Source organism: Frigoribacterium sp. RIT-PI-h (genome assembly GCF_001297205.1).
Lineage (GTDB): Bacteria > Actinomycetota > Actinomycetes > Actinomycetales > Microbacteriaceae > Frigoribacterium.
The window spans coordinates 29,274-49,919 of sequence record NZ_LHOZ01000060.1 but is presented as its reverse complement, the minus strand read 5'-3'; the positions used below and the strand labels follow the sequence as shown (position 1 = coordinate 49,919).

The following is a 20,646-nucleotide window of genomic DNA, read 5'->3' as shown; positions in this document are numbered from 1 at the left end:
CGTCCCCCTCGCACCACGTCCCCCGCACCACCGTCCCTTGCACCACCGTCTGGAGAACCACCCCGATGACCGAAGCCGCCCTCGTCTCCGCTCAGCCCTGGTCCCACCTCGAGGCCCGCGCCGGCCTGCTCGACCGGGCCACCGCCGTGACGGCCACCGTCGGCGGGGCGCGCGTGCGCGTCGTGCCCGAGCCGCTGAAGACCACCGTCGACGGCGTCCCCACGCAGAGCCTGCGCCTCCTCGTCGACGACGACGCCACGCTGGCGGCACTCGACCGCGTCTCGATCACGGGGGCCGACGGGGTGGAGCTGGTCGTCGGTCGACCGGCGGCTCCCGACGACCTGTCGGCGCGCCTCCTGGTCCGAGAGGGCGACGCCCCGACCGAGGTGCAGGTGCACCTGCCCGGCCTCGGGGCGGACGTCATCGCGGTCACGCTCGAGCCCCCGCGCGACTGGCACGTCCACGTCGTCCACCACTCGCACTTCGACTTCGGCTACACCGACCCCCAGACGAACGTCATCTCGTCGCAGCGGTCGTACCTCGACTCGGTCGTCGAGCTCGCCGCGGCGACCGACGACTGGCCCGGCGCCGCCCGGGGCCGCGGGACCGGCGGGGCGCGGGGGGCCTGCGCCGGCGGGGGGCGCCCCCGCCCCGCCGCGGCCGTCGCGGAGTTCGTGCGCCTCGTCAAGGAGGGGCGGGGCGGCCTGAGCGCGCTGCCCTACAACCTGCACACCGACACCTGCTCGACCGAAGAACGGCACCAGCTGCTGCGCGAGGCGCGGCGCATCCGCGACGAGCACGGCATCGACTTCACGACCGCGATGCAGACCGACGTGCCCGGGCAGGTCGCGGGCCTGCCCGACGCCCTGCAGGGGGTCGGGGGCAAGTACCTCGCGGTGGCGCACAACGGGGCCGGCCGGTCGAGGCCGCACCCGAACGGGGCGCTCGACCTGCCGCGGATGTCCCGGTGGCGCACCCCCGCCGGCGGCTCGGTGATCGTCTGGATGACCGACAGCCCCCACGGCCTCGCCTACATGGAGGGCCCGATGGTGGGCCTCACCGAGGACTACGAGGTCGCCGAGACGTACCTGCCGGCCTACCTCACGGCGCTCGCCACCCGCGGCTACCCGTTCCCGCCCGGGGTCTTCGGTGCCCACGGCGGGGAGGCCGGGGGGCGGCCCGGCTACCCGTGGGACGTCCTGCCCCTGCGCGCCCAGGGGTTCATGGGCGACAACGGGCCGGCCCGCCTGCACCTGGCCGAGACCGTGCGCCGCTGGAACGAGACCTGGACGTCGCCGCAGCTGAGGGTCTCGACGAACGAGGACTTCTTCGCCGAGGCCGAGGCGCGACACGGCGACGAGCTCGTCACGGTCGAGGGCGACTGGGGCGACTGGTGGGTCGAGGGAGTCGGCTCCGGCGCGGTGCCGCTGGCCCTGACCCGGGAGGCGCAGGCGTCGGTCAGCGACGCGCAGTCCTTCTCGCAGGCGGCCGCCTGGCTCGGCGGCTCGGCCGTGCCGACCGAGCGGGCGGACGCCGACCACGTCTACGACGCCGTCTCGATGTTCAACGAGCACACCTGGGGGGCGAGCAACTCGTGGACCCACGGTGACGAGGGGTACGACTCCGGCGAGCGCCAGTGGCAGTGGAAGGTGGGCCAGGGCATCGCCGCGCACCAGCGCAGCCGCGACCTCGAGGAACACGCGCTCGTCTACCTCGCCGAGGCCGTGCGGGCGGCCGACGGCGCCCTCACGAGCATCGTCGTGGCGAACGCCTCGGGCGCGACGAGGACGGGGGCCGTGCGGTTCCTGCTCAAGGAGTCCACGGTGCCGTTCGATGCCTCGATCGGCCTGCGCGACGGTCGCAGCGGCGACGACCTGCCCCACGTCGAGGACGCCCAGTCCAACAGCCTGCACCGCGAGTCGGGTCGGTGGGTCACGGCGCAGGTGCGGGACGTCCCGGCCTGGGGCTTCGTCCGGCTCGACGTCGTGGCGACCGCGTCGGCGCCGGTCGAGCCCGTCGTGCACCCGGCTCTGACGACGTCGGCCGCCGAGCTCTTCACCCTCGAGAACGAGTACCTGCGGGTGCGGGTCGACCCCCGGACGTCGGCGATCAGCTCGCTGGTCGAGCTCGCCACCGGGCGCGAGCTCGTCGACGCGGGTGCCCCGACCGGCTTCAACGCGTACGTCTACGACGAGTACGGGTCGTCGGGTGCGGGGGTGAACCACCTCGCCAACAAGCTGTGGAGCTCGGACCGGCTCGAGCTGCTCGCGTCCCGGTCGACCGGTGGGCCGGCGGTGCTGGTCGAGCGGGTGACGGACGCCGTCGAGGAGCGGCTGGTCTTCTCGTTCTCCGCGCCCGGTGTGGACGAGGTCCGCGTGACGCTCCGTCTGCGCCACGGCGAGCCGCGCCTCCTGATCGCGAACCGGCTGACGAAGCCGGTGACCCGCACGAAGGAGAGCGCGTTCTTCGCGTTCCCGTTCGCGGCCGCCGAGCCGACGGTGCGCTACGAGGTGTCCGGCGGCGTGACGGGTTCGGGGCTCACGCACGTGCCCGGCGCCCCGCAGCACATGAGGGCGATCCGCAACTGGGTGACCGTCGAGGACGGACCGGAGGCGGTGGCGTGGGTCACGAAGGACGCACCGCTCGTCATGCCGGGCACGATCAGCCTGCCCTACGCGCCGTTCCCGGCGAGCACGAACCCGGTGGGCGCGGCGACGGTGTACTCGTGGGTGCACAACAACGTCTGGGACACGAACTTCCCGATCGAGCAGGGCTTCGACGCGACCTTCGAGTACGCGGTCGGCGTCCGTGCCCGACCGGGCCAGGCCGTCGAGGCCGTCGCGCTGGCGACCACCGCGGACCTCGTCCGGCCGCTGACGTCGGTGCCGGCCGGCACGTCGGGGGTCGAGGAGCGCGCCTCGGTCGAGCTGCTCACCCTCGACGACGACCGGGTGCGGCTCGTCGCGGTCGTGTCCGACGGCGAGGCCTCGTCGCTGGTGCAGCTGCAGTCGATCACCGACGAGGCCACGACGGTCACGCTCGGGTTCGGTGTCGACGTCGCGTCGGTCGAGCGCACGACCTTCCTCGGCGACACGATCGGGCCGCTCGAGCTGCAGGGCTCGACGGTCGCAGTGGAGCTGCGGCCGTACGAGTCGGTCGGCGTTCGCGTGCGACGCGAGTGAGCCGAGGAGGCGCGGTGCCCGTCGGACCGGCACCGCGCCTCCTGACCGGGCCGGCCGCTCGCGGCCCGTTCTGGGGCCTCGTGCCGCGACGTCGTGCGACGTAGCGTTCAGGGGTGTCAGCAGGTGTCGTGGATCAGACGTCTGCCCGCACACCTGCCGCGGTCGGTGACGCCACGGAGGCGCCCCGCCCGCCGCACGTCGGTCCGCCGCCCGTCGACCCGCCGCCCGTCGACCCGCCGCCCGTCGACCCGCCTGCCGAGGACGACTCCCTGCGCGTCGGGATGGAACGGAGCATGGCGGCGACGCTGGCCGTCGCCGCGTCCCCGCTGGTGCTGCTCGCCCTGCCGGACTTCACGGCGGACCACCTGCCGGGGATGACACCGCTCGTCGTCGTGTCGCTGTTCCTCGGTGGCTCGATGCTCGCCGCCCTGCCGCTCGCGCTGCTCCGTCGCCCGGGGCCCGTCCGGGCAGGCCTGTGGATCCCCGTCGCGGCCTACGTCGGCCTGCTCGTCCTCGAACCGTTCCAGACCCATCGCGAACCGGTGGACGAAGGGACGATCCCGTGGCTCGTGGGGTTGTCCCTCGTCGCGTTCGCCTGCACAGCGGTGGCCGAGGTCGACCCCGTGCGCGCCGGGATCATCTGCGGGGGCATCGACGCGGCTCTCGCCGCCGCTTACTGGGGACGGTTCCCGTTCATCGACAACCTCCTGGAGTTCATCGGCCTCGGTCTGCTCGCCGCCGCACTCGTCGTCGGCGTGAAGGCCCTGCGGGCCCGGGCCGACCAGGCCGACGCGGCCGAACACCGCGCCCAGCTGCTGTTCGAGGGCCAGCAACGGCAGGAGGCCACCGAGGTCGAACGGGTGCGGACCGACGCGCTGTTGCACGACACCGTCCTGGCCGCGCTCCTCACGGCGGGCGGCGACCACTCCCCCGAGCGGACCGCCGCCGTCGCCCGGTCGGCCCTCGACATCGTCTCCGACGTGGACCACCACGCCACCCTGCAGCCGACGACCGTCCCCTTCGGCGAGGTCGTCTCGGCGGCCGAGTCCGAACTCGCCCCGCTGCGCGCTGCCGCCCGGGTCGACCTGGCCGCGGTCCGCGACGTCCTGCTGCCGCCCGCGACGGCCGAGGCGCTCGTGTCGGCGACGCTGCAGGCCCTGACCAACAGCGTCCGTCATGCAGGAGCCTCGGCCGACCGGGCGGCGACGGCGACGCGCCTCGAGGGCGGCGGCCTGCGCATCACCGTCTCGGACGACGGAACGGGCTTCGACCCGGACCGGGTGTCCGCCGAGCGGCTCGGGGTGCGCGTGTCGATCCTCGAACGCGTCCACCTCGCGGGGGGTTCTGCGAGCATCCGGTCGGCACCGGGTCGCGGGACCGCCGTCGCCCTCGAGTGGCACCCGACCGGCGGCACCCCGACCGTCACCCGCCGCCCGGGCGAGGGCCTGCTGAACCTGATCCCCCGACGTCAACTCTCGCGCGTCCTCGGCGTCGTGATCGTCGTGGCGGTCCTCATCGCCACCGTGGACGCCGTGCTGGTCACCCACGCGTACGGCTCCGTCGTCGCCTCGCTCCTCGGCCTGCTGATCCTGCCCGCACTGGTCCGCGGTGCGAGACGGGGCTGGATGTCGAGCCGGACGGCCTGGGGCACGACGGCGGTCAGCTGCCTGCTCTGTGCCGTCGCCACGATCGGGCTCGACCCGGCGACCTTCGACTACGTGTCCATCGCCCGGTACACGTGCGGGGTGCTGGCCGGCGCCGTGATGGGGTGGATGGCCGGGCGCAAGGGACCGCCCGTCGTCGCCGTCGCGGTGCTCGTCGCGCAGATCACGCTGTGGGCGGGGCCCACCGGCGCCATCCGCCTGGGTCTCGCCGGCGAGATCGTCGTGGTCGTCGCCGCCCTGCTGATGCACCACGCGATCCGACAGGTCACCTCGGCGGCCCGGGTCGCCGCGGGCCAGCACCGCGAGCTCACCATCGCGCAGGCCGAGCTCGACGCCGTCCGCCACGAACGCCACCGGCGGCTGCAGCACGCGCATCGCACGGTCGCCCCGATGCTCCGTCACGTCGTCGAGGCCCGGGGCGACCTCGACGAGGCCACCCGGGCCGAGTGCCGGGTGCTCGAGCAGTCGCTCCGCGACGAGATCCGGGGGCGCGGGCTGCTGAACGACGCCGTCCGCACGAGCGTCGAGGCCCTGCGGCGTCGGGGGTCGCTCGTGCAGGTGCTCGACGACGGCGGGCTCGACGACGTCGATCCCGAGGCCCTGGACGCCCTGCTCGACGAGGTCGCGCGCCGCCTCGAGCCCGTCCGGTCGAGCCGCGTCGTCCTCCGCTCGGGTCACCCCGAGTCCGGCACGGCCGTCACCATCGTCGCGTCGACCCCGGACGAGACCGCCGCGGCCCTCGGTCTCGCCGCCGACGACGAGGTCGACCTCTGGGTCCCGCTCCCCCACCCCGCGGCCGACGTACCGTCCACGCCCGGACCCCAGGAAGTCGCCGAGACCCCCACTCGCGAGCAAGGGTCTGGGCGACTTCCTGGGGTCTGAGGCCCTGGTTCGCGAGGAGGCGCGGTGTCCGTCCGACCGGCACCGCGCCTCCTGCCGTGGGCGCGTCGTCAGCCGGGCAGGGTCGCGCGTCGGCTGCGGGCCCAGGCGGCCGGCGGCCGGGCGGGGCGCCCGGGGAGGCGCTCGCCCTCGTCGGTGCGGACGTCGATGCCGTCGAGCCCGCGGCGGGCGACGCGGCCGAACTGCTGCCGCAGCCCCTCGGCCTGCCAGGCGGGCACGCCGTTCGCCCGGAGCAGGGCGGCGAACGCCCGGCTCGGCAGGTGCACGTAGCGGACGGGGCGGTCGAGGCCGGCCGACAGGGAGCGGGCGACGCCGCGGCCGTCGAGCAGCTCGGGGCCGGGGACGAGGGGCTCGGCGCCGTCGTGGGTGGCGCCCGGCAGCACGGGGGCGGCGACGCGGGCGATGGCGGCGGTGTCGATCCAAGGGGTGACGCCGCGGCCCATGGGCTGCGGCAGCAACCCGCGGCGGGTGACGGGGGCCGACGATTCGAGGTTGGTCATGAAGCCCGAGGGGCGGACGAGCGTGTAGGCCAGGCCGCTCGCGCGGACCTGTTCGTCGATCTGCCAGATGGCGTGGGCCCAGGGCAAGGGCGAGTCCTCGGCGGCGTCGGCTCCGGAGAGGTGGACGAGGGCGCGAACGCCGGCGTCGCGGGCGGACTGGACGCCGATCAGGCCGTGTTCGGCCTGGCGCCGGGTGGCGGCGGTGACGAGGAAGAGCTGGTCGACGCCGTCGAGGGCGCGGGTCAGGGCGGCCCGGTCGCCGAGATCGGCGACGCGGGCATCGACACCGTCGGCGCGCAGGGCCTCGGCCTGGTGGGGTCGTCGGACGATGGCGCGGACGGGCGTCCCGGCCTCGCGGAGCAACTGCAGGGTCTTGCCTCCGACATCGCCGGTCACGCCGGTGAGTGCTGTGACGGTGGTCATGGTGCCTCCTGGTATCAACTAACTGATACTGAACCCTACGCCGCTACGATCGGTGCATGTCCGCGCCGTCGTCCCCGTCCCGTGCCGAGGTCGACGGGATCGCCGCCTGGACGGTCATCCGGGCCGCCCGCGAGCTGGCCCGCCGCCTCGCTGTCGAGCTCGAGCCGCTCGAGATCAGCCCGGTCGAGTTCGGGGTGCTGGCGCAGCTGGCCGCGGCGGAGGGGCTGGACGGGTCTGCGTCGGGCAGGGCGAGCGCAGCGGGCACAGCGAGCGCAACGGGCACGGCGAGCACGGCGAGCGCAGGCATCGCGCCGGGCACGACCGACGCGACGGGCCGGGCCGACGGACTGCGTCAGGCCGACCTGGCGCGGGCCGTCGGGGTGCGCCCGCAGAGCATGACCGCGCTCGTGGCCGGCCTGACCACCCGCGCCCTCCTCGTCCGGAGAGCCGACCCGGGCCGTGGCCGCCACTCCCGCCTCGCCCTGACCGACGCCGGCCGGGCACTGCTCGCCGACGCCTGGCCGCTCGTCACGGCGAGCGACGACTGGTTCGCGGGCGACGCCACGGACACGGAGGCGCTGGTCGCCACCCTGCACCCGTTGCTGGGCACGGCCCGCGGCGGTGTGGGCGAGGTGCCGTGAGGCAGGCAGACCCCGCCGAGACCCCAGGAAGTCGCCGAGACCCCCGCTCGCGAGCAAGGGTCTCGGCGACTTCCTGGGGTCTGAGCCCACGCCACCCCGAGGAGGCGCGGTGTGGTTCGATCTGGCACCGCGCCTCCTCGGGTCGTCGGCTCACTCCGCCGCGCGGGCGAGCCGTTCGAGGCCGGGGGCTCGTAGGGTCGGAGGATGACGACGACGACCTGGACGACCCTGCAGCTCATCCTCTCCGCCGGTGTGGTCGTGTGCGGCGCGCTGTTGACCCGGGGTGACGCCGACGTCCTCGGCGTGCTGATGATCCTCAGCGGGTCCGCCTCGATCGTGGTCGGGCTGCGGGCCATGGCCCTCTCCCGCCGTGTCGAGAGGCAGCACGCCGCCCTCGAGGCCGGCGACGCCCCGACGCACGAGCGCTGACGCCGGCACTGACGCCGACGACGACGACCATCACCTAGAACGAGGACGCCATGACCGACATCCCCTGGGCCACCGGCACCTGGACCACCGAGCCGGCCGCGGTCGACGTCGCCGACGACGGCCTGCGCGTCACCGCACTCGAGGGCAGCGACGCCTGGCGCATCACGTCGTACGGGTTCGTCCACGACACCGAGCACGCCCTGGTCGCGCCCTTCCCGCAGGGCACCGCGATGGAGGTGTCGTTCGTGCTCGACTTCTCGGCCCAGTTCGACCAGGCCGGGATCTTCGTCTCGGTCGACCCCGAGACCTGGGTCAAGGCCGGGGTCGAGCTCAGCGACGGCGAGCAGAGCCTCGGCGCCGTCGTGACGCGAGGCGAGTCCGACTGGTCGCTCTCCCCCGTCGACTGGACCGGCCGCACCGTGACGATCCGGGCCAGCCGGTCGGGAGACGCGCTCACCGTGCGGGCCCGGGTCGACGCCGAGCCCTGGCGCCTGGTCCGCGTCGCCCCGCTCGCCCCCGACGCCGCGGCGAGCGCCGGCCCCTTCTGCTGCGCCCCCTCGCGCGCCGACCTCACCGTGCACTTCACCTCGTGGCGCTCGACACCGGCCGACGCGAGCCTGCACCCCGACCACTGACCCGCGGCCCCGACGCCGCGGGCTGCGCCCGGCAGAGCCGAGGAGGCGCGGTGCCGGTCGGCGGACCGCGACCGGCACCGACGACGGCCTGTTCGTCGTCCCCGGCCCGGGCACCGCGCCTCCTGCGGGCTCGTCTTCTGGCAGGGTCGTCCCATGAGCGATGCACCTGCCACCCGCCCCGTCGCACCACCCGACCGGGATGCGGCCACCGCGATGTGGGCCGCTTATGCGGCGTCGCGCTGGGTCGCCGACGCGGTCGACGACGACTACACCGTGGAGCACTTCGGTGACACGGCGCGACTCGCGGACGAGCTGCTCGAGGTGGTGTTGTCGGGCCGGAAGCGGGCGACCGCCGAGCTGGTGTCGGAGTTCGCGCACCGGGGCGACCCGTTGCCCAGGGTCGGGTCGCACTGGATCGCCTGTGACAGCACGGGGGCTCCGCGGATCGTCATCCGCAGCCTGCAGTTGCGCATCGGTGCGTTCGGGTCGGCCGACGAGGGGTTCGCGTTCGCCGAGGGTGAGGACGACCGGACGTTGGCGAGCTGGCAGCGCGAGCACCGGCGCTACTGGGAGCGCACGTGTCGAGCGCGCGGCGCCGTGTGGTCGGAGGACGAAGAGATCGTCTTCGAGCACTTCGCGGTGGTGTGGCCGCCCGAGCACGCGGACTGAGGCCCCCCAGGCCGAGACCCCAGGAAGTCGCCGAGACCCGCACTCGCGAGCAGGGGTCTCGGCGACTTCCTGGGGTCTGATCACCGAGGAGGCGCGGTGTCAGGGGCGGCGCAGGACCAGGTTCGTCATGACCTGGGTCATCACGGTCACATCGTGCTGGTTGACGAGTTCGATCCGGGTGCGCACGATGCCCCGGTCGGGACGGGACGCCGAACGGCGGGAGTCGACGACGGCGAACCGGGCCCGGAGCACGTCATCGGGCCGGACGGGCACCGGCCAGCGCAACTCGTCGACGCCGGGTGATGCGACGCTGGCAGCCTGGTTGAGGTACGACTCCACCATCAGGCGCATCATCACGGCGGTGGTGTGCCAGCCGCTGGCCACGAGCCCGCCCAGGGGTGTCGACTCGGCCCGCCCCGCGTCGACGTGCATGTCGTGCGGATCGAACCGGCGGCCGAAGTCGACGATCTCCGCCGCCGTGACGCGGTACGAGCCGTGCTCCAGCGTGAGGCCGGGCACGTAGTCGTCGAGGAACCGCTCGGCGAGCCGATGAGCGAAGGGCGACGTGTCGTGGGCCGTGGCTGCGGTCCCGTCCGGTTCGTAGGGCACGCCTTCACCCTAGGTCGGCCGAGACCCCAGCAAGTCGCCGAGGCCCCCACTCGCGAGCAGGGGTCTCGACGACTTCCTGGGGCCTGGACGCCGAGGAGGCGCGGGCGACGGAAGCGCCACCGGTGGTCGTCCGCAGGTCGAGCCAGAACGGGGTGTTGCCCCAGCCCCCGGCAGACAGGTTGAACTGATCTTCCTTTTCAACCCCACTCGGGATGTTGCACCTGCTGCCCTTTCATCCCCTTGCCGTTGAGGAGGTGAGGATCGATGATGCTCAGGGCCGAGCCGGTCAGAGCGTCCCGGGGAACGCGTTGCGCCGCCCGTACACCGTCAGCGCCAACGCCACGACCCCGAACCCGATCATCAGCACCGGCAGCACGAGCCCGTCCGCCACGGTCAGCAGGGCCGCCCCGACGATCCCGGCGAAGAAGATCGCGACGTTGAACGCCACCGGCAAGAACGCGTTCGCGCCGTCGGCGTTGTCGCCTCCGGCGGTGGGGAGCGCCGCCTGCAGCTGGGCCGACGCCCCGCCGAACGTGACACCCCACAGCACCGCCGCGACGACCACGGCCGGCACCGACGCGTGGCCGACGAGCAGGACGACCCCGGCGACGACGAACACGGCGACGCTGCCGTGCAGCAGCGCCCGCGGGAACCGCTCGAGCAGCGCCCCGGTGACGACGATCCCGCCGATCGAGGCGATGCCGTAGATCAGCAGCGTGACGTCGACGCCGAGCCCCGACCCACCGGCCCGCAGGTACGGCGAGACGTACGTGTAGATCGTGTTGTGCGCCAGCACCCACGCGGCGATGACGGCCAGGATCACGGCGATCCCCGGGATGCGGAACACCCGTCCCAGCGACAGCCGCGCCCCCGCCGGCGCCGGTGCCGCGTCCGGGACGATGCTCGCCACGAGCGCGAAGACGACGACCCCGAGCAGGGTCAGCCCGCCGAACGACCACCGCCAGTCGAAGGCCGTCCCGAGCCACGAGCCCAGAGGCGTCCCGAAAGCGAACCCGACGGGCGCACCCGCCGAGACGATCGCGAGCGACAGCCCGGCACGGGCGGGCGGGCTGATCCGCCGACCGTAGGCCGCGAGCATGCCCCAGATGACGCCCGAGAACGCGCCGGCCACGAACCGCGACACCAGGGCGGGCGCGATGACGGGCGAGAGCGCCGTCACCGCGTTCGCCGCGACCAGGCCCGTGATCGCGATGAGGAGGAGCGGCTTGCGACGCATCCCCCGGGTCAGCGTGATGGCCGGCACGGTCGCGACCACGGTGCCGAGTGCGTACGCGCTGATGAGCAGCCCCACGGCACCCTCGCTCGTGTCGAGGCCGTCCGCGATGACGGGCAGCAGGCCCGCCGGCATCGTCTCCATCGCGACGAGGATGAACCCCATCGTCGCCAGGACGACCAGCGAGAACACCGGCAGCCGCTCGACGGGCCCTCCGCCGACGGAGGCGCGGGGCACGCGGGTGGGAACGGGCGCTGTCGACATGGTGAGGTCCTTTCGGGCGCGGAGCCGCGCCTCCTGGGGGTGGGCCCAGGGGTGCGGGAAGAAGCGGGGAGGTGCGGGTCAGGAGACGGGGTCGGCGGACCGGGCCCGCTCGACGACGTTCTCGGTCGCCGCCCACGAGGCGAGGAGGCGCAGCCCCTCGTCGGACGCGGAGCCCGGGGCGGCCGTGTAGACCGTGAGCGAGTGCCCGGGGGTGTCCTGGAGTTCCATCACCTGGAAGTCCAGCTCGAGCAGGCCGACGGCCGGGTGCCGGAACTCCTTCGCTCCGGTGTAGTGGCGGCGGACGCCGGGGGCGGCCCAGCGGGCGCGGACCCGGCTCGGTTGTCCATGTGTTCGACCCTACGAACGGTGGTTCGGCGCAACCAGGCCCTGTGGGGGCCAGGTTCGGTGAGGCCTGGGGGGTCGCGAAGTTGCCGTGGTCGTGACGCCCGCTCAGTACCTCGATAGGGTCGTGGCACGAGCACCACTCGACGACGGGGGACCGAGATGACTGACGGACACGACCAGAACGGCCAGCAGGGGCAGCCGAACCAGCCGTACGGCGGGCAGCAGTACGGGGGTCAGCAGTACGGCGGCGTGCCGCAGGCGCCCGGGGCGGGGCCCGACGGAGGGGCGGTCCAGCGGCCGTCGCGTGGGTTCGAGATCGCCGGCTTCGTGTTGTCGTTCTTCGGCTTCCTGGCGATCGCCGGCCTCATCATGAGCACGATCTCGTTCCGCCGTCTCGGCCGAGCCGGTCAGCCCCGCGGCCTCTCGCTCGCCGGCATCATCATCTCGATCGTGGTGCTGCTGCTCACCATCGCGTTCATCGTGGCGGGCATCGTCGGTGCCTCGGCCCTCCTCGAGACCTGCCAGGACCTCGGCCCGGGCACCCACGACGTCGACGGGGTCACCTACACCTGCAGCTGAGCTGCGACGGCGGCACGTGGCGACGGACCGTCATGCGGAGGATCACGTCGCCGGCGAGCTGCCCGAAGGACTCCAGGGCTGCACGGATCTCCGATGCTTCTCGATCATGCACTCCAGTCCGGACACGGTCGAGCAGCGGCCCGAGAAACGCGAGGTCGAAAGTGTCCGCGCCATCGTGGAGGCAGGCCGGGAGCCGGAGTCGCTGACGCTCGAATACGGCGCGAGCGGCCTCCTGCCCGAGGCGGACGGGGCCTTGTTCGAGCGCCGGGCCGCGCCCTTCGCGGGGCAGGAGGCGTCCCCGGAGCAGCCGGACTGATCAGCCGGTAGCGTCACCGTCATGGGGATCTGGTCTCGGCTCGTCGGCGCGGCGTCGAGCGACGTGCCCGCGGACCTCGTCGTCGTCGTCGACCGGGAGAGCGTGTCGATGGGCGACGACGCCCGGTCGCACCACCATGAGCTGCGGGTCCCGGCCGGGTCGCTCGTCGGTGACGTGGTCGAGCGCAGCAGCCCCGACGTGCGCGCGCAGGGCTGGTCCTGGGTGGCCGTTGTCGACGGCACCGTCGTCGCGGTGTGGTCGGTCGACCACGGCGTCGACCTGCTCGTCCCCGACAAACCCCTCATCGCGTCTGATCCCGCAGCAGGGGTCGTCCAGGTGCACTTCCTCTACCTCGGCCAGCTCGATCCGGCGTGGCTGCACGCGCGCCTCGCCCAGGGTGCGCCGCTCGACCGGGAAGCGCTCAGCGCCGAGCACGCTCCGATCGCCCGGACGGCGCTCGAACGCGAGCGCCGAGAGCGCGAGGCCGCGACGACCGCACGCCTGCTCGGCCCGACGTGCGTGCGGGCGCTGGAGCACCTCGGGGCGGTCGTCGACCTCCACTCCGACGTGCTCTGCCGGTTCGACATCGGCGGCGTCGCCTGGCAGGTCGAGCGCCGCGACAGCATGACGGTCGTCTTCGGCCGGGGGCGACGGTCGCCCCTGGCGTCGCTGCGCCCGGTCGGCCTTGCGGAACGCTGGGTGCTGGCGGCGCTCGCCCTGGACCGGCGTTCCGCCGACGGCCTCGACCCGCTGCCCGACGCGCCTGTGCGCGCCGGGGCCGAGCCGGTGCAGCTCATGGTCGCGGGCAGGGCCCGTGCTGTCCAAGGCTCGTCGGGCGCGGTCGTCGCGCAGTTGAGGGACGTACGCGACGTCGGGCCCCTCGACCTCGTCCTCGGCCGCGATCTCGACGAGGTGGTCGCCCTGTTCGGCCTCGCTGGCCCGAGCGCCTGAGGCACGCGTCGCGGCTCAACCAGTGGCACCGTCGGCCGGGCTTGCGCAAAAGGGTCTCACTGTCTCAGGTACGCAGGTCGTCGAGTGGGGGAACCTGGGCCGGCAAGTCGTCGTTGGTGAACCAAGTTCATCGAGGATGCCGGGCGAACAGCCATTCAGACGGCTTGCACTCCCGAGCTGCCCGGACGCCGCCGACGGTGCCCTGCAGCAGGAGCCGGACGGCGATGGGCGAGCTGAGCGCTGCGGCGAGGGCGTCGCTGTCGTCGAACTTCTCGTGGACGTCGTCGCCGAGCTCGGGGCTGATCGTGAGCAAGTGCTCCGCACAAGGGCCCTGGGCGTCTTCCATGGCTTGCCCCCGGCCGCACACGTGACGGCAAAAAGACAAGAGCCCCGGAATCCCTGCAAAGAAGGGGTTCTCGGGGCTCTTTTCTGGCGGGTTGTTTGCACAACCCCTGAATCGCCGCGGAGTCGGGCCTTGGACACCCGACTGAAGCTGAATTTCCCCCGAGCGTCGCTGCGATTTCCCCTGCGGGCTCCCTCAACCTCGTAAGCGCACTGGACTTGCCGTGGCCGCGCCTGCGATCGGGCAAGCCTCCCCACGGCGCCAGATGGTTGACGAGTTGACCTGGGCGGTGGCGGGCCGCCCCGCGGCCCAGTGGGGGATCCTCGAGCATGAGCACCCCATGCGCGGACGCAGGGGGCGCACCGAGGTCACCGCGCCGTGCGGCCTCTCGGACGCTTTCGCGTTCGAGAGTCGGGCCGTTCCCTTAACCTCGTCCCATGAGCAGCTCGACGATTCGGTCTCAACTCGAGCGGAAGCGCGCACAAAAGGCCGATGCCGAGAAGAAGGCGTCGGCAGCGCGAACGAAGGAGAACGCCAAGCGCGCCGATGCAACGAAGGCTCGGGCTGCGGCATCCAAGACGAGCAACGACTCGACGCGAAAGTCACGATCGCGGGACGCGGACAGGTACGAGCAGGACGCCAATGCCGCTGGCAAGGACGCCGCCGCTTGGCAGACCAAGGCGAGCAAGTACCTGGTTGAGGAAGTGGCTTTACAAAAGCAGCTGTCAACCGCCGAGAGGTCGGAACAGAAGGCGTCGGAGCGGAAGCGTGAGCAGACCGACACAGCCCTAGAACGGCAACGAGCTCAGCAAGTGACGGCAGCCAGAGCTGAGACGGGCCGTCTGCGCGACGAGACGGCGATGCGCTTCGACGTGCACGAGAGAGCGATAGCCGAACTTCGACAGCCGAAGAAAGAGCGCCTCCGCATCCTCGTCCTCACCTCGTCAGGCCGAGATGACCTCCGTGTCGGACGCGAGCAAAAGCAAATCCAGGATGCAGTTCGGTTCGCGTCTGGTCGCGATCAGGTTCGGCTAGACGTCCGGCCGGCTGCGACGGGTGAGGACCTCTTGAACGGTCTCACGCAGGGCACCCCTCACGTCGTCCACTTCTCCGGCCACGGCAACGAGGACGTCATCGTCTTCGAAGAGGATGTCGACGCCCACAATGACGGCCGCGCGATGTCCGGCCGGCTACTTGGCCGTGCTCTACAAGCTGTCGACGAAACTCCCCTTCTCGTCGTCCTGAATGCGTGCAAGACCGCGGAACAGGCTCGTCGCCTCACAGAAGGCATTGCGGCCTTTGCTATCGGTCATTCCGATTCGATCGGAGATTCTGATGCGATCAACTACGCGGCGCGCTTCTATGCGTCCATCGCGGACGGACAGTCCATCGGCGCTTCGCACGATCTCGCCAAAACAGCTCTCGAGATGATGGGGCTGCCTGATCATGATCTCCCGCAGCTGTATGCCGCTGTGGGCTACAACCCCTACGAAGCTCGCCTTGTGCTGTCCGAACTACCTTCGGATTCTTGAGTCCGACAAAGCCAGAAGGAATGGTGAGGTTCAACGCGGACGGGCGGCGCTAAGACGACGCATAGCTCGCTTCCGCTCTTCAGCCTGGTATTCCAGGATCCACGTGCTGGGCGAAACAACCTGGATCAGGCCTGGGAGTGAAGCGTTGAGGAAGCCGGTGTCACGAGTGATGCACACGCGGTCGACGTAGCCATCATCAGGATCGTCGGCATCCCGGGCGGTTGCGTACACCGTCCCATCTTCATGATCGAGCGGCGGGTCCCCGTAGGCGCTCACGATCTCACCCACCGTGTCACCCTCCGAGCGAATGACGACTTCCCAAACGAGGTCCTCGAGCAAGGTCTGGGCATCGGCGTCTAGCCATCCAAGACCTGGGTTCCCGACGCCCGATGTGGGATGGGCAGCCTTAGATGCGACCATGAGGTTGATGTGGTCGCTCGTCCAGACACTCAGGCTGCGCCCGTCTGCGTGCTGGCCGCCCGCGCAGGCGAGGATGGTCAACACGCTGTCAAGTCCCGGATCCCTACGGTGCGGAACTCCATCGGCTCGCGCCCGGACCCCTGCTGCTTCGAGCCGCTCCCAGGTGAACGGCGCGCCGACGACTCGGGCGGCGTCGAGGTAGACGTTCACGTCCAGGATGACTACAAGGCGTGAAGCCCTAGCTGGCGATCCCGTCCCTGCGTCAGTTGGCACGCCTAACGGGCCGCGAAAGGCGGAATCGTGACTTTGCTGCCTCGTAGGCGGGACCAGATGTCGTAGCAAATTGAGCAGTGCCGAGCGACGGATGCTCAATCGCGGCATGTTCGGAGGCCCGCAACCGCCCAGCCTTGCGAAGCTCCGCTACCCGCCGGTACGCGGCCCAGTCGCTTCCGATCTCCGGCTGAGGCAGTTCAATGTTCAGCGAACCCTCGCGGTAATGCTTGTCCCACACTCGGCCCGGCTCATGGGTCAGTGCCCAGAGCGCGCCCCCAGTCATATCTCCAAAAAGCGACCACACGTCTTCGACGTCATCGATGACTTCCTCACGCAACTCCTCAACGCTGATGGCTGAGGTGTCGATGTGAGCTATTGGCTGATCGTGGTACTCCTTGTACAAGCCGTAGAGAGGCTTGACCACGGGGCCGTTTTTCCAGGCCTGAACCGGCTCTCGGAACGTCGGCGCATGTCGCTCTGACAGCCCCTTGCTCTGAACAAGGAAGACGAGCTTTTGCAGTTGCAGGTTGGTGAGACTTCGACCATCGTGGTTCGCGGCGACGAGCAGACGTGACGCAATCGATGCAGCAGCAACGGTTCGCTCCACGGTCAACCCCCCATTCGTCATGATTCCCATCAACGAGATCAACTCACACTACGCGATGTTGATTCCCTCCAGCTGTAAGCCATGCGGCATCTTGAGTGCATGCGCCAGCCAAGAGACGAGGGAAAACGCAGCAGAACTCAGGCCGTTACAAGGAGCTTGCCGAGGGAATCGAGGGCCCCAGGGACGAGCGCGTAGTACGCCCAGATCCCGCGCTTGTCGCGAGTGAGGATGCCGGCGTCGACGAGCACCTTCAGGTGGTGCGACACAGTCGGCTGGCTGAGCCCGAGAGGTTCGGTGAGGTCACACACGCACGCCTCGGCCCCGTCGTGCGCGGCAACCATCGAGATGAGCCGGAGCCGGGCCGGGTCCGCGATGGCTTTGAGGCTGCGGGCCAGCTTCTCGGCGTTCTCCGCGTCCATCGCCTCGCGGGCCAGCGGTGCGCAGCACGCGGTCACGTCCGTGAGGGGCAGGAGTTCGGCAACGGGCATGTGAACACTCTTCCACACAGATTGACAGTCGTCGATGGGTTGGGGCAGGCTCAACACATCGACACTCATCGATCTACGGAGCTGCATGACGACCACCACCACCGCGCCTGCCCGGCTCGGGACCGCTGACCGCTTCCTCCCCGTGTGGATTCTCGCCGCCATGGGCGTGGGGCTGCTGCTGGCGGTGTTCGTGCCGGCTTTCGGTGAGCTGCTGCACTCGTTCCAGGTGGGGCAGGTGAGCGTCCCGATCGCGGTCGGGCTGCTGGTGATGATGTACCCGGTGCTGGCGAAGGTCCGCTACTCCGACACCCGCGCCATAGCCGGCGACCGACGCCTCCTGGTGTCGTCGTTGGTGATGAACTGGGTCGTCGGCCCTGCTCTGATGTTCGCCCTGGCATGGGTGTTCCTGCCGGATCTGCCGGAGTACCGCACGGGGCTGATCATCGTGGGCCTCGCCCGGTGCATCGCCATGGTGCTGATCTGGAACGACCTCGCCTGCGGCGACCGAGAAGCTGCCGCGTTCCTCGTCGCCCTGAACTCGGTGTTCCAGGTCGTCGCGTTCGCCGGCCTCGGCTGGTTCTACCTCCAGATCCCCCCCGCCTGGCTCGGGCTCCCGGTCACGAGCGCGTCGTTCAGCATCTGGTCGATCACCCTCAGCGTCCTGGTTTTCCTCGGCATCCCCCTCCTCGCCGGCTACCTGTCCCGCCGCATCGGGGAAGCGACCAAGGGACGCACCTGGTACGAGACACGCTTCCTGCCGAAGATCGGCCCCTTCGCCCTCTACGGGCTGCTGTTCACGATCGTGATGCTCTTCGCCCTCCAGGGACAGCAGGTCGTCGACCGACCCCTCGACGTCGTCCGCATCGCCGTCCCGCTGCTGGTGTACTTCGCCGTCACGTTCCTCGTCGCGTTCTTCACCGGACGGGCCATCGGCCTGGCCTACGAGCGGACGGCGACGCTGGCGTTCACAGCCGCGGGGAACAACTTCGAGCTGGCGATCGCGGTCGCGGTCGGCACGTTCGGGGCCACCTCCGGCCAAGCCCTCGCCGGCATCGTCGGCCCCCTGATCGAGGTCCCGGCGCTCGTGGCGCTGGTGTCCCTGTCCCTGTGGCTCCGGCCACGCCTGTTCCCCTCCCCCACCCCGGCAGCGCGCATCGCTGAACGGGTCTAACCCCTCACCCGAAGGAACCCGTCATGAGCACCAAGCCCTCCGTCCTGTTCGTCTGCGTCCACAACGCCGGCCGCTCCCAGATGGCCGCCGGCTACATGCAGGCCCTGGCCGGCGACCGCGTCGACGTCCTCTCCGCCGGCAGCGAGCCCAAGGACCAGATCAACCCGATCGCGATCCAGGCCATGGCCGAGGAAGGCATCGATATCGCCGGGAACCAGCCCAAGGTCCTCACCACCGAGGCCGTCCGGGACAGCGACGTCGTGATCACGATGGGCTGCGGCGACGCGTGCCCGATCTTCCCCGGCAAGCGCTACGAGGACTGGGAGCTGACCGACCCCGCTGGCCGCGGCATCGAGGACGTCCGCCCCATCCGCGACGACATCAAGGGCCGCATCCAGGCCCTCCTGGCCGAGATCGCACCCGCGACCGCCTAACCCCCTGAGCTGTGAGGAAACGACGATGACGGACCTGACCACGAGGCGCGGCCTGCCGGGCCTTGCCTTCCCCGAGGACGCACTCAAGCGTGCCGCGGGCGACCTCGCCACCCGGTTCGAGGGCATCTTCGGACCGGAGACGATCGAGCGGTACGTGCTCGAGTCCTACACGGCTCTCCTTCGCACAGCGCAAGTCCGGGCGCACCTGACCACCAATGCGACCCGGTTCGCGATCGACCGGCTGACTGCTCTCGGGCAGGCCACCGGGGCGATCGAGCGGACGGTGCCGGAGGTGCTGTTCGTCTGCGAGCAGAACGCCGGCCGGTCCCAGATGGCAGCCGTGTTCACCAACGTCCTCTCCGGCGGTGCCGTCCACGTCCGCTCCGCCGGGTCTATGCCCGCCCGAGACCTCCACCCCGTCGTCGCGGAAGCGATGCGAGAGCTGGGCCTCGACCTTGACGAGGCGTTCCCGAAGCCGCTGACAGACGACGTCGTGCAGGCAGCCGACGTCGTGATCACGATGGGCTGCGGCGACGCGTGCCCGATCTACCCCAGCAAGACCTACCGCGACTGGCACCTCACCGACCCCGCCGGGCTCCCCCTCGAGCAGGTGCGCCTCATCCGCGACGACGTTCGCAAGCTCGTCGAATCGCTCCTGGCCGAACTCGGCATCGAATCGAAGGGTCTCCCCGCATGAGCCTCACCCTCTCTGTCCCGCCCCGCACCGACGCACCGACCCTCGCCGGGCTCCCCGTCGCCGTCATCGGCGCCGGCCCTGTTGGCCTCGCTGCTGCCGCGCAGCTCCTCGAACGCGGCGTCGACGTCGTGATCTACGAAGCCGGCCCGAGTGCCGCGACGGCGGTCCGCGCGTGGGGTCACACGCGCCTGTTCACCCCGTGGGAGCACCTCGTCGACCCGGCCGCCGCACGCCTCCTCGACACCACCGACTGGGAGGCCCCGGCAGCGAAGAAGCTCCCCTACGGTGCCGACTTCGTCCGCGACTACCTCGAACCCCTCGCCGCGACCCCTGAGCTGTCCGGCCGCATCCGGTACGGGCACCGGGTCGCCGCAGTGTCCCGGCAGGGCATGGACCGCACCCGCTCCACCGGGCGGGCCGAGACGCCGTTTCTGCTGCGCCTCGACCACGACGGCGAGGTGCGCGACGAACTCGCCCGCGCCGTCATCGACACCTCAGGCACCTACACGACCCCCAACACCCTCACCTCCTCCGGGGTCGGCCTTTCCCACGGCGACGACGTCGCCGGCAGCATCAGCCACGCCCTGCCCGACGTCCTCGGCCGCGACCGGGAACGGTTCGCTGGCCGGCACACGGTCGTCGTCGGCGCTGGCCACTCGGCGGCGAACACCCTCCTCAAGCTCGCCACCCTCGCCAAGGACGCCCCCGGGACGACGATCACGTGGGCGATCCGCAGCAGCACCCCCGCCCGGGTCTACGGGTCAGCAGCCGACCAGCTCGAAGGCCGTGGTGACCTCGGCAGCGCCGTCCGCGACCTCGTCCGTGCCGGCGCGATCGCCCTGGTCGACCGGTTCGAGGTCGACGACGTCACCAAGACCGCTGACGGCGTGCAGCTCGTCGGGCGTCGCCGCGGTGAGCCCCTGACGGTCGCCGCGGACGTGGTGGTGAACGCGACCGGGTTCCGCCCTGACCTCGACATGCTCCGTGAGATCCGGGTATCCCTGGACGAGATCGTCGAAGCACCTCGGCAGCTCGCACCGCTGATCGACCCAAACCTGCATTCCTGCGGCACGGTCTACCCGCACGGGGTCGCAGAGCTCGGGCACCCGGAGCCGAACTTCTACATCGCCGGCATGAAGTCGTACGGCCGTGCCCCGACGTTCCTGCTGCTCACCGGCTACGAGCAGGTGCGTTCCATCGCGGACGAACTCGCTGGCAATCACGAAGCCGCCCGCCTCGTGCAGCTCGAACTCCCCGAGACGGGTGTCTGCTCGACGAACCTCCCGGACGCCTCCGGGTGCGCCGTCGACGGGCCGGCAGCAGGTGGGTGCTGCTCGTGA

General features: G+C 71.3%; 21 protein-coding genes and 1 pseudogene. 14 read left to right on the top strand and 8 right to left on the bottom strand.

Annotation, left to right across the window (positions count from 1 at the left end):
* Positions 1 to 65 precede the first annotated feature (65 nt).
* Positions 66 to 3,182 carry a glycoside hydrolase family 38 C-terminal domain-containing protein gene (locus AEQ27_RS06050; RefSeq protein ID WP_054145834.1) on the top strand — a complete coding sequence of 1,039 codons (3,117 nt, stop codon included), beginning with the start codon at positions 66 to 68 and terminating at the stop codon, positions 3,180 to 3,182.
* A 128-nt stretch (positions 3,183 to 3,310) separates the two neighbouring features.
* The gene (locus AEQ27_RS06045; RefSeq protein ID WP_054145833.1) at positions 3,311 to 5,728 is read left to right on the top strand and encodes a sensor histidine kinase; all 2,418 of its coding nucleotides are present in this window, start codon (positions 3,311 to 3,313) and stop codon (positions 5,726 to 5,728) included.
* 68 nt (positions 5,729 to 5,796) lie between these two features.
* On the opposite strand, the gene AEQ27_RS06040 is transcribed toward AEQ27_RS06045, so the two are convergent.
* Positions 5,797 to 6,669: an NAD(P)H-binding protein gene (locus AEQ27_RS06040; RefSeq protein ID WP_054145832.1), complete on the bottom strand. Its 873-nt coding sequence runs from the start codon at positions 6,667 to 6,669 to the stop codon at positions 5,797 to 5,799.
* A gap of 56 nt (positions 6,670 to 6,725) precedes the next feature.
* Between AEQ27_RS06040 and AEQ27_RS06035 the strand changes: the two genes are divergently transcribed.
* The 4 genes from AEQ27_RS06035 (at position 6,726) to AEQ27_RS06020 (ending at position 9,043) form a co-directional block, all read left to right on the top strand.
* On the top strand, positions 6,726 to 7,310 hold the full coding sequence (locus AEQ27_RS06035) for a MarR family winged helix-turn-helix transcriptional regulator (protein WP_054145831.1): 585 nt from the start codon (positions 6,726 to 6,728) through the stop codon (positions 7,308 to 7,310).
* Between the two features lie 204 nt (positions 7,311 to 7,514).
* Positions 7,515 to 7,739 carry a hypothetical protein gene (locus AEQ27_RS06030; RefSeq protein ID WP_054145830.1) on the top strand — a complete coding sequence of 75 codons (225 nt, stop codon included), beginning with the start codon at positions 7,515 to 7,517 and terminating at the stop codon, positions 7,737 to 7,739.
* Positions 7,740 to 7,789: 50 nt separating this feature from the next.
* The gene (locus tag AEQ27_RS06025) at positions 7,790 to 8,374 is read left to right on the top strand and encodes a DUF1349 domain-containing protein (protein ID WP_054145829.1); all 585 of its coding nucleotides are present in this window, start codon (positions 7,790 to 7,792) and stop codon (positions 8,372 to 8,374) included.
* A gap of 153 nt (positions 8,375 to 8,527) precedes the next feature.
* A complete protein-coding gene (locus AEQ27_RS06020; RefSeq protein ID WP_054145828.1) occupies positions 8,528 to 9,043 on the top strand; it encodes an ASCH domain-containing protein in 516 nt (171 codons plus the stop codon).
* A 99-nt stretch (positions 9,044 to 9,142) separates the two neighbouring features.
* Here AEQ27_RS06020 and AEQ27_RS06015 read toward each other — a convergent pair whose 3' ends face one another.
* From AEQ27_RS06015 to AEQ27_RS16485, 3 genes and pseudogenes are all read right to left on the bottom strand, one after another.
* Positions 9,143 to 9,652 (bottom strand): MaoC family dehydratase, encoded by a 510-nt coding sequence (locus AEQ27_RS06015; RefSeq protein WP_054145827.1) that lies wholly within the window; start codon positions 9,650 to 9,652, stop codon positions 9,143 to 9,145.
* A 286-nt stretch (positions 9,653 to 9,938) separates the two neighbouring features.
* Positions 9,939 to 11,150, bottom strand: a complete 1,212-nt coding sequence (locus AEQ27_RS06010) for an MFS transporter (protein WP_054145826.1) — start codon at positions 11,148 to 11,150, stop codon at positions 9,939 to 9,941.
* Between the two features lie 78 nt (positions 11,151 to 11,228).
* A pseudogene (locus AEQ27_RS16485) lies at positions 11,229 to 11,471 on the bottom strand (transcriptional regulator); the annotation flags it as partial.
* 183 nt (positions 11,472 to 11,654) lie between these two features.
* Between AEQ27_RS16485 and AEQ27_RS06005 the strand changes: the two are divergent.
* The 3 genes from AEQ27_RS06005 to AEQ27_RS05995 are packed head-to-tail and all read left to right on the top strand — an operon-like array spanning position 11,655 to position 13,341.
* On the top strand, positions 11,655 to 12,074 hold the full coding sequence (locus AEQ27_RS06005; protein ID WP_054145825.1) for a hypothetical protein: 420 nt from the start codon (positions 11,655 to 11,657) through the stop codon (positions 12,072 to 12,074).
* 16 nt (positions 12,075 to 12,090) lie between these two features.
* A complete protein-coding gene (locus AEQ27_RS06000) occupies positions 12,091 to 12,390 on the top strand; it encodes a hypothetical protein (protein ID WP_054145824.1) in 300 nt (99 codons plus the stop codon).
* 21 nt (positions 12,391 to 12,411) lie between these two features.
* A complete protein-coding gene (locus AEQ27_RS05995) occupies positions 12,412 to 13,341 on the top strand; it encodes a hypothetical protein (protein WP_054145823.1) in 930 nt (309 codons plus the stop codon).
* 127 nt (positions 13,342 to 13,468) lie between these two features.
* Here AEQ27_RS05995 and AEQ27_RS05990 read toward each other — a convergent pair whose 3' ends face one another.
* On the bottom strand, positions 13,469 to 13,687 hold the full coding sequence (locus tag AEQ27_RS05990; RefSeq protein ID WP_054145822.1) for a hypothetical protein: 219 nt from the start codon (positions 13,685 to 13,687) through the stop codon (positions 13,469 to 13,471).
* A gap of 434 nt (positions 13,688 to 14,121) precedes the next feature.
* Here AEQ27_RS05990 and AEQ27_RS16480 point away from each other — a divergent pair, with 434 nt between their 5' ends.
* Positions 14,122 to 15,216, top strand: a complete 1,095-nt coding sequence (locus AEQ27_RS16480; RefSeq protein WP_055811506.1) for a CHAT domain-containing protein — start codon at positions 14,122 to 14,124, stop codon at positions 15,214 to 15,216.
* Positions 15,217 to 15,246: 30 nt separating this feature from the next.
* On the opposite strand, the gene AEQ27_RS05980 is transcribed toward AEQ27_RS16480, so the two are convergent.
* The 3 genes from AEQ27_RS05980 to AEQ27_RS05975 all read right to left on the bottom strand — a co-directional run bounded on the left by AEQ27_RS05980 (position 15,247) and on the right by AEQ27_RS05975 (position 17,004).
* Complete coding sequence (locus AEQ27_RS05980) at positions 15,247 to 15,846, bottom strand: hypothetical protein (protein WP_152970200.1); 600 nt, start codon at positions 15,844 to 15,846, stop codon at positions 15,247 to 15,249.
* 52 nt (positions 15,847 to 15,898) lie between these two features.
* Entirely contained in the window at positions 15,899 to 16,546 is a 648-nt protein-coding gene (locus AEQ27_RS16475; protein ID WP_082059913.1) for a Panacea domain-containing protein, read from the bottom strand.
* A 107-nt stretch (positions 16,547 to 16,653) separates the two neighbouring features.
* Entirely contained in the window at positions 16,654 to 17,004 is a 351-nt protein-coding gene (locus AEQ27_RS05975; RefSeq protein ID WP_043594596.1) for a metalloregulator ArsR/SmtB family transcription factor, read from the bottom strand.
* Between the two features lie 85 nt (positions 17,005 to 17,089).
* Here AEQ27_RS05975 and arsB point away from each other — a divergent pair, with 85 nt between their 5' ends.
* From arsB to AEQ27_RS05955, 4 genes are read left to right on the top strand one after another with little or no spacing between them, the layout of a single operon-like run.
* Positions 17,090 to 18,175: an ACR3 family arsenite efflux transporter gene (arsB, locus tag AEQ27_RS05970; RefSeq protein WP_054145820.1), complete on the top strand. Its 1,086-nt coding sequence runs from the start codon at positions 17,090 to 17,092 to the stop codon at positions 18,173 to 18,175.
* 23 nt (positions 18,176 to 18,198) lie between these two features.
* Positions 18,199 to 18,609 carry an arsenate reductase ArsC gene (locus tag AEQ27_RS05965; protein WP_054145819.1) on the top strand — a complete coding sequence of 137 codons (411 nt, stop codon included), beginning with the start codon at positions 18,199 to 18,201 and terminating at the stop codon, positions 18,607 to 18,609.
* A 25-nt stretch (positions 18,610 to 18,634) separates the two neighbouring features.
* Positions 18,635 to 19,306, top strand: coding sequence for an arsenate reductase ArsC (locus AEQ27_RS05960; protein WP_043594591.1), 672 nt, complete (start codon positions 18,635 to 18,637; stop codon positions 19,304 to 19,306).
* Positions 19,303 to 20,646, top strand: coding sequence for an NAD(P)-binding domain-containing protein (locus AEQ27_RS05955; RefSeq protein WP_043594589.1), 1,344 nt, complete (start codon positions 19,303 to 19,305; stop codon positions 20,644 to 20,646). The genes AEQ27_RS05960 and AEQ27_RS05955 overlap by 4 nt, the downstream gene beginning before the upstream one ends.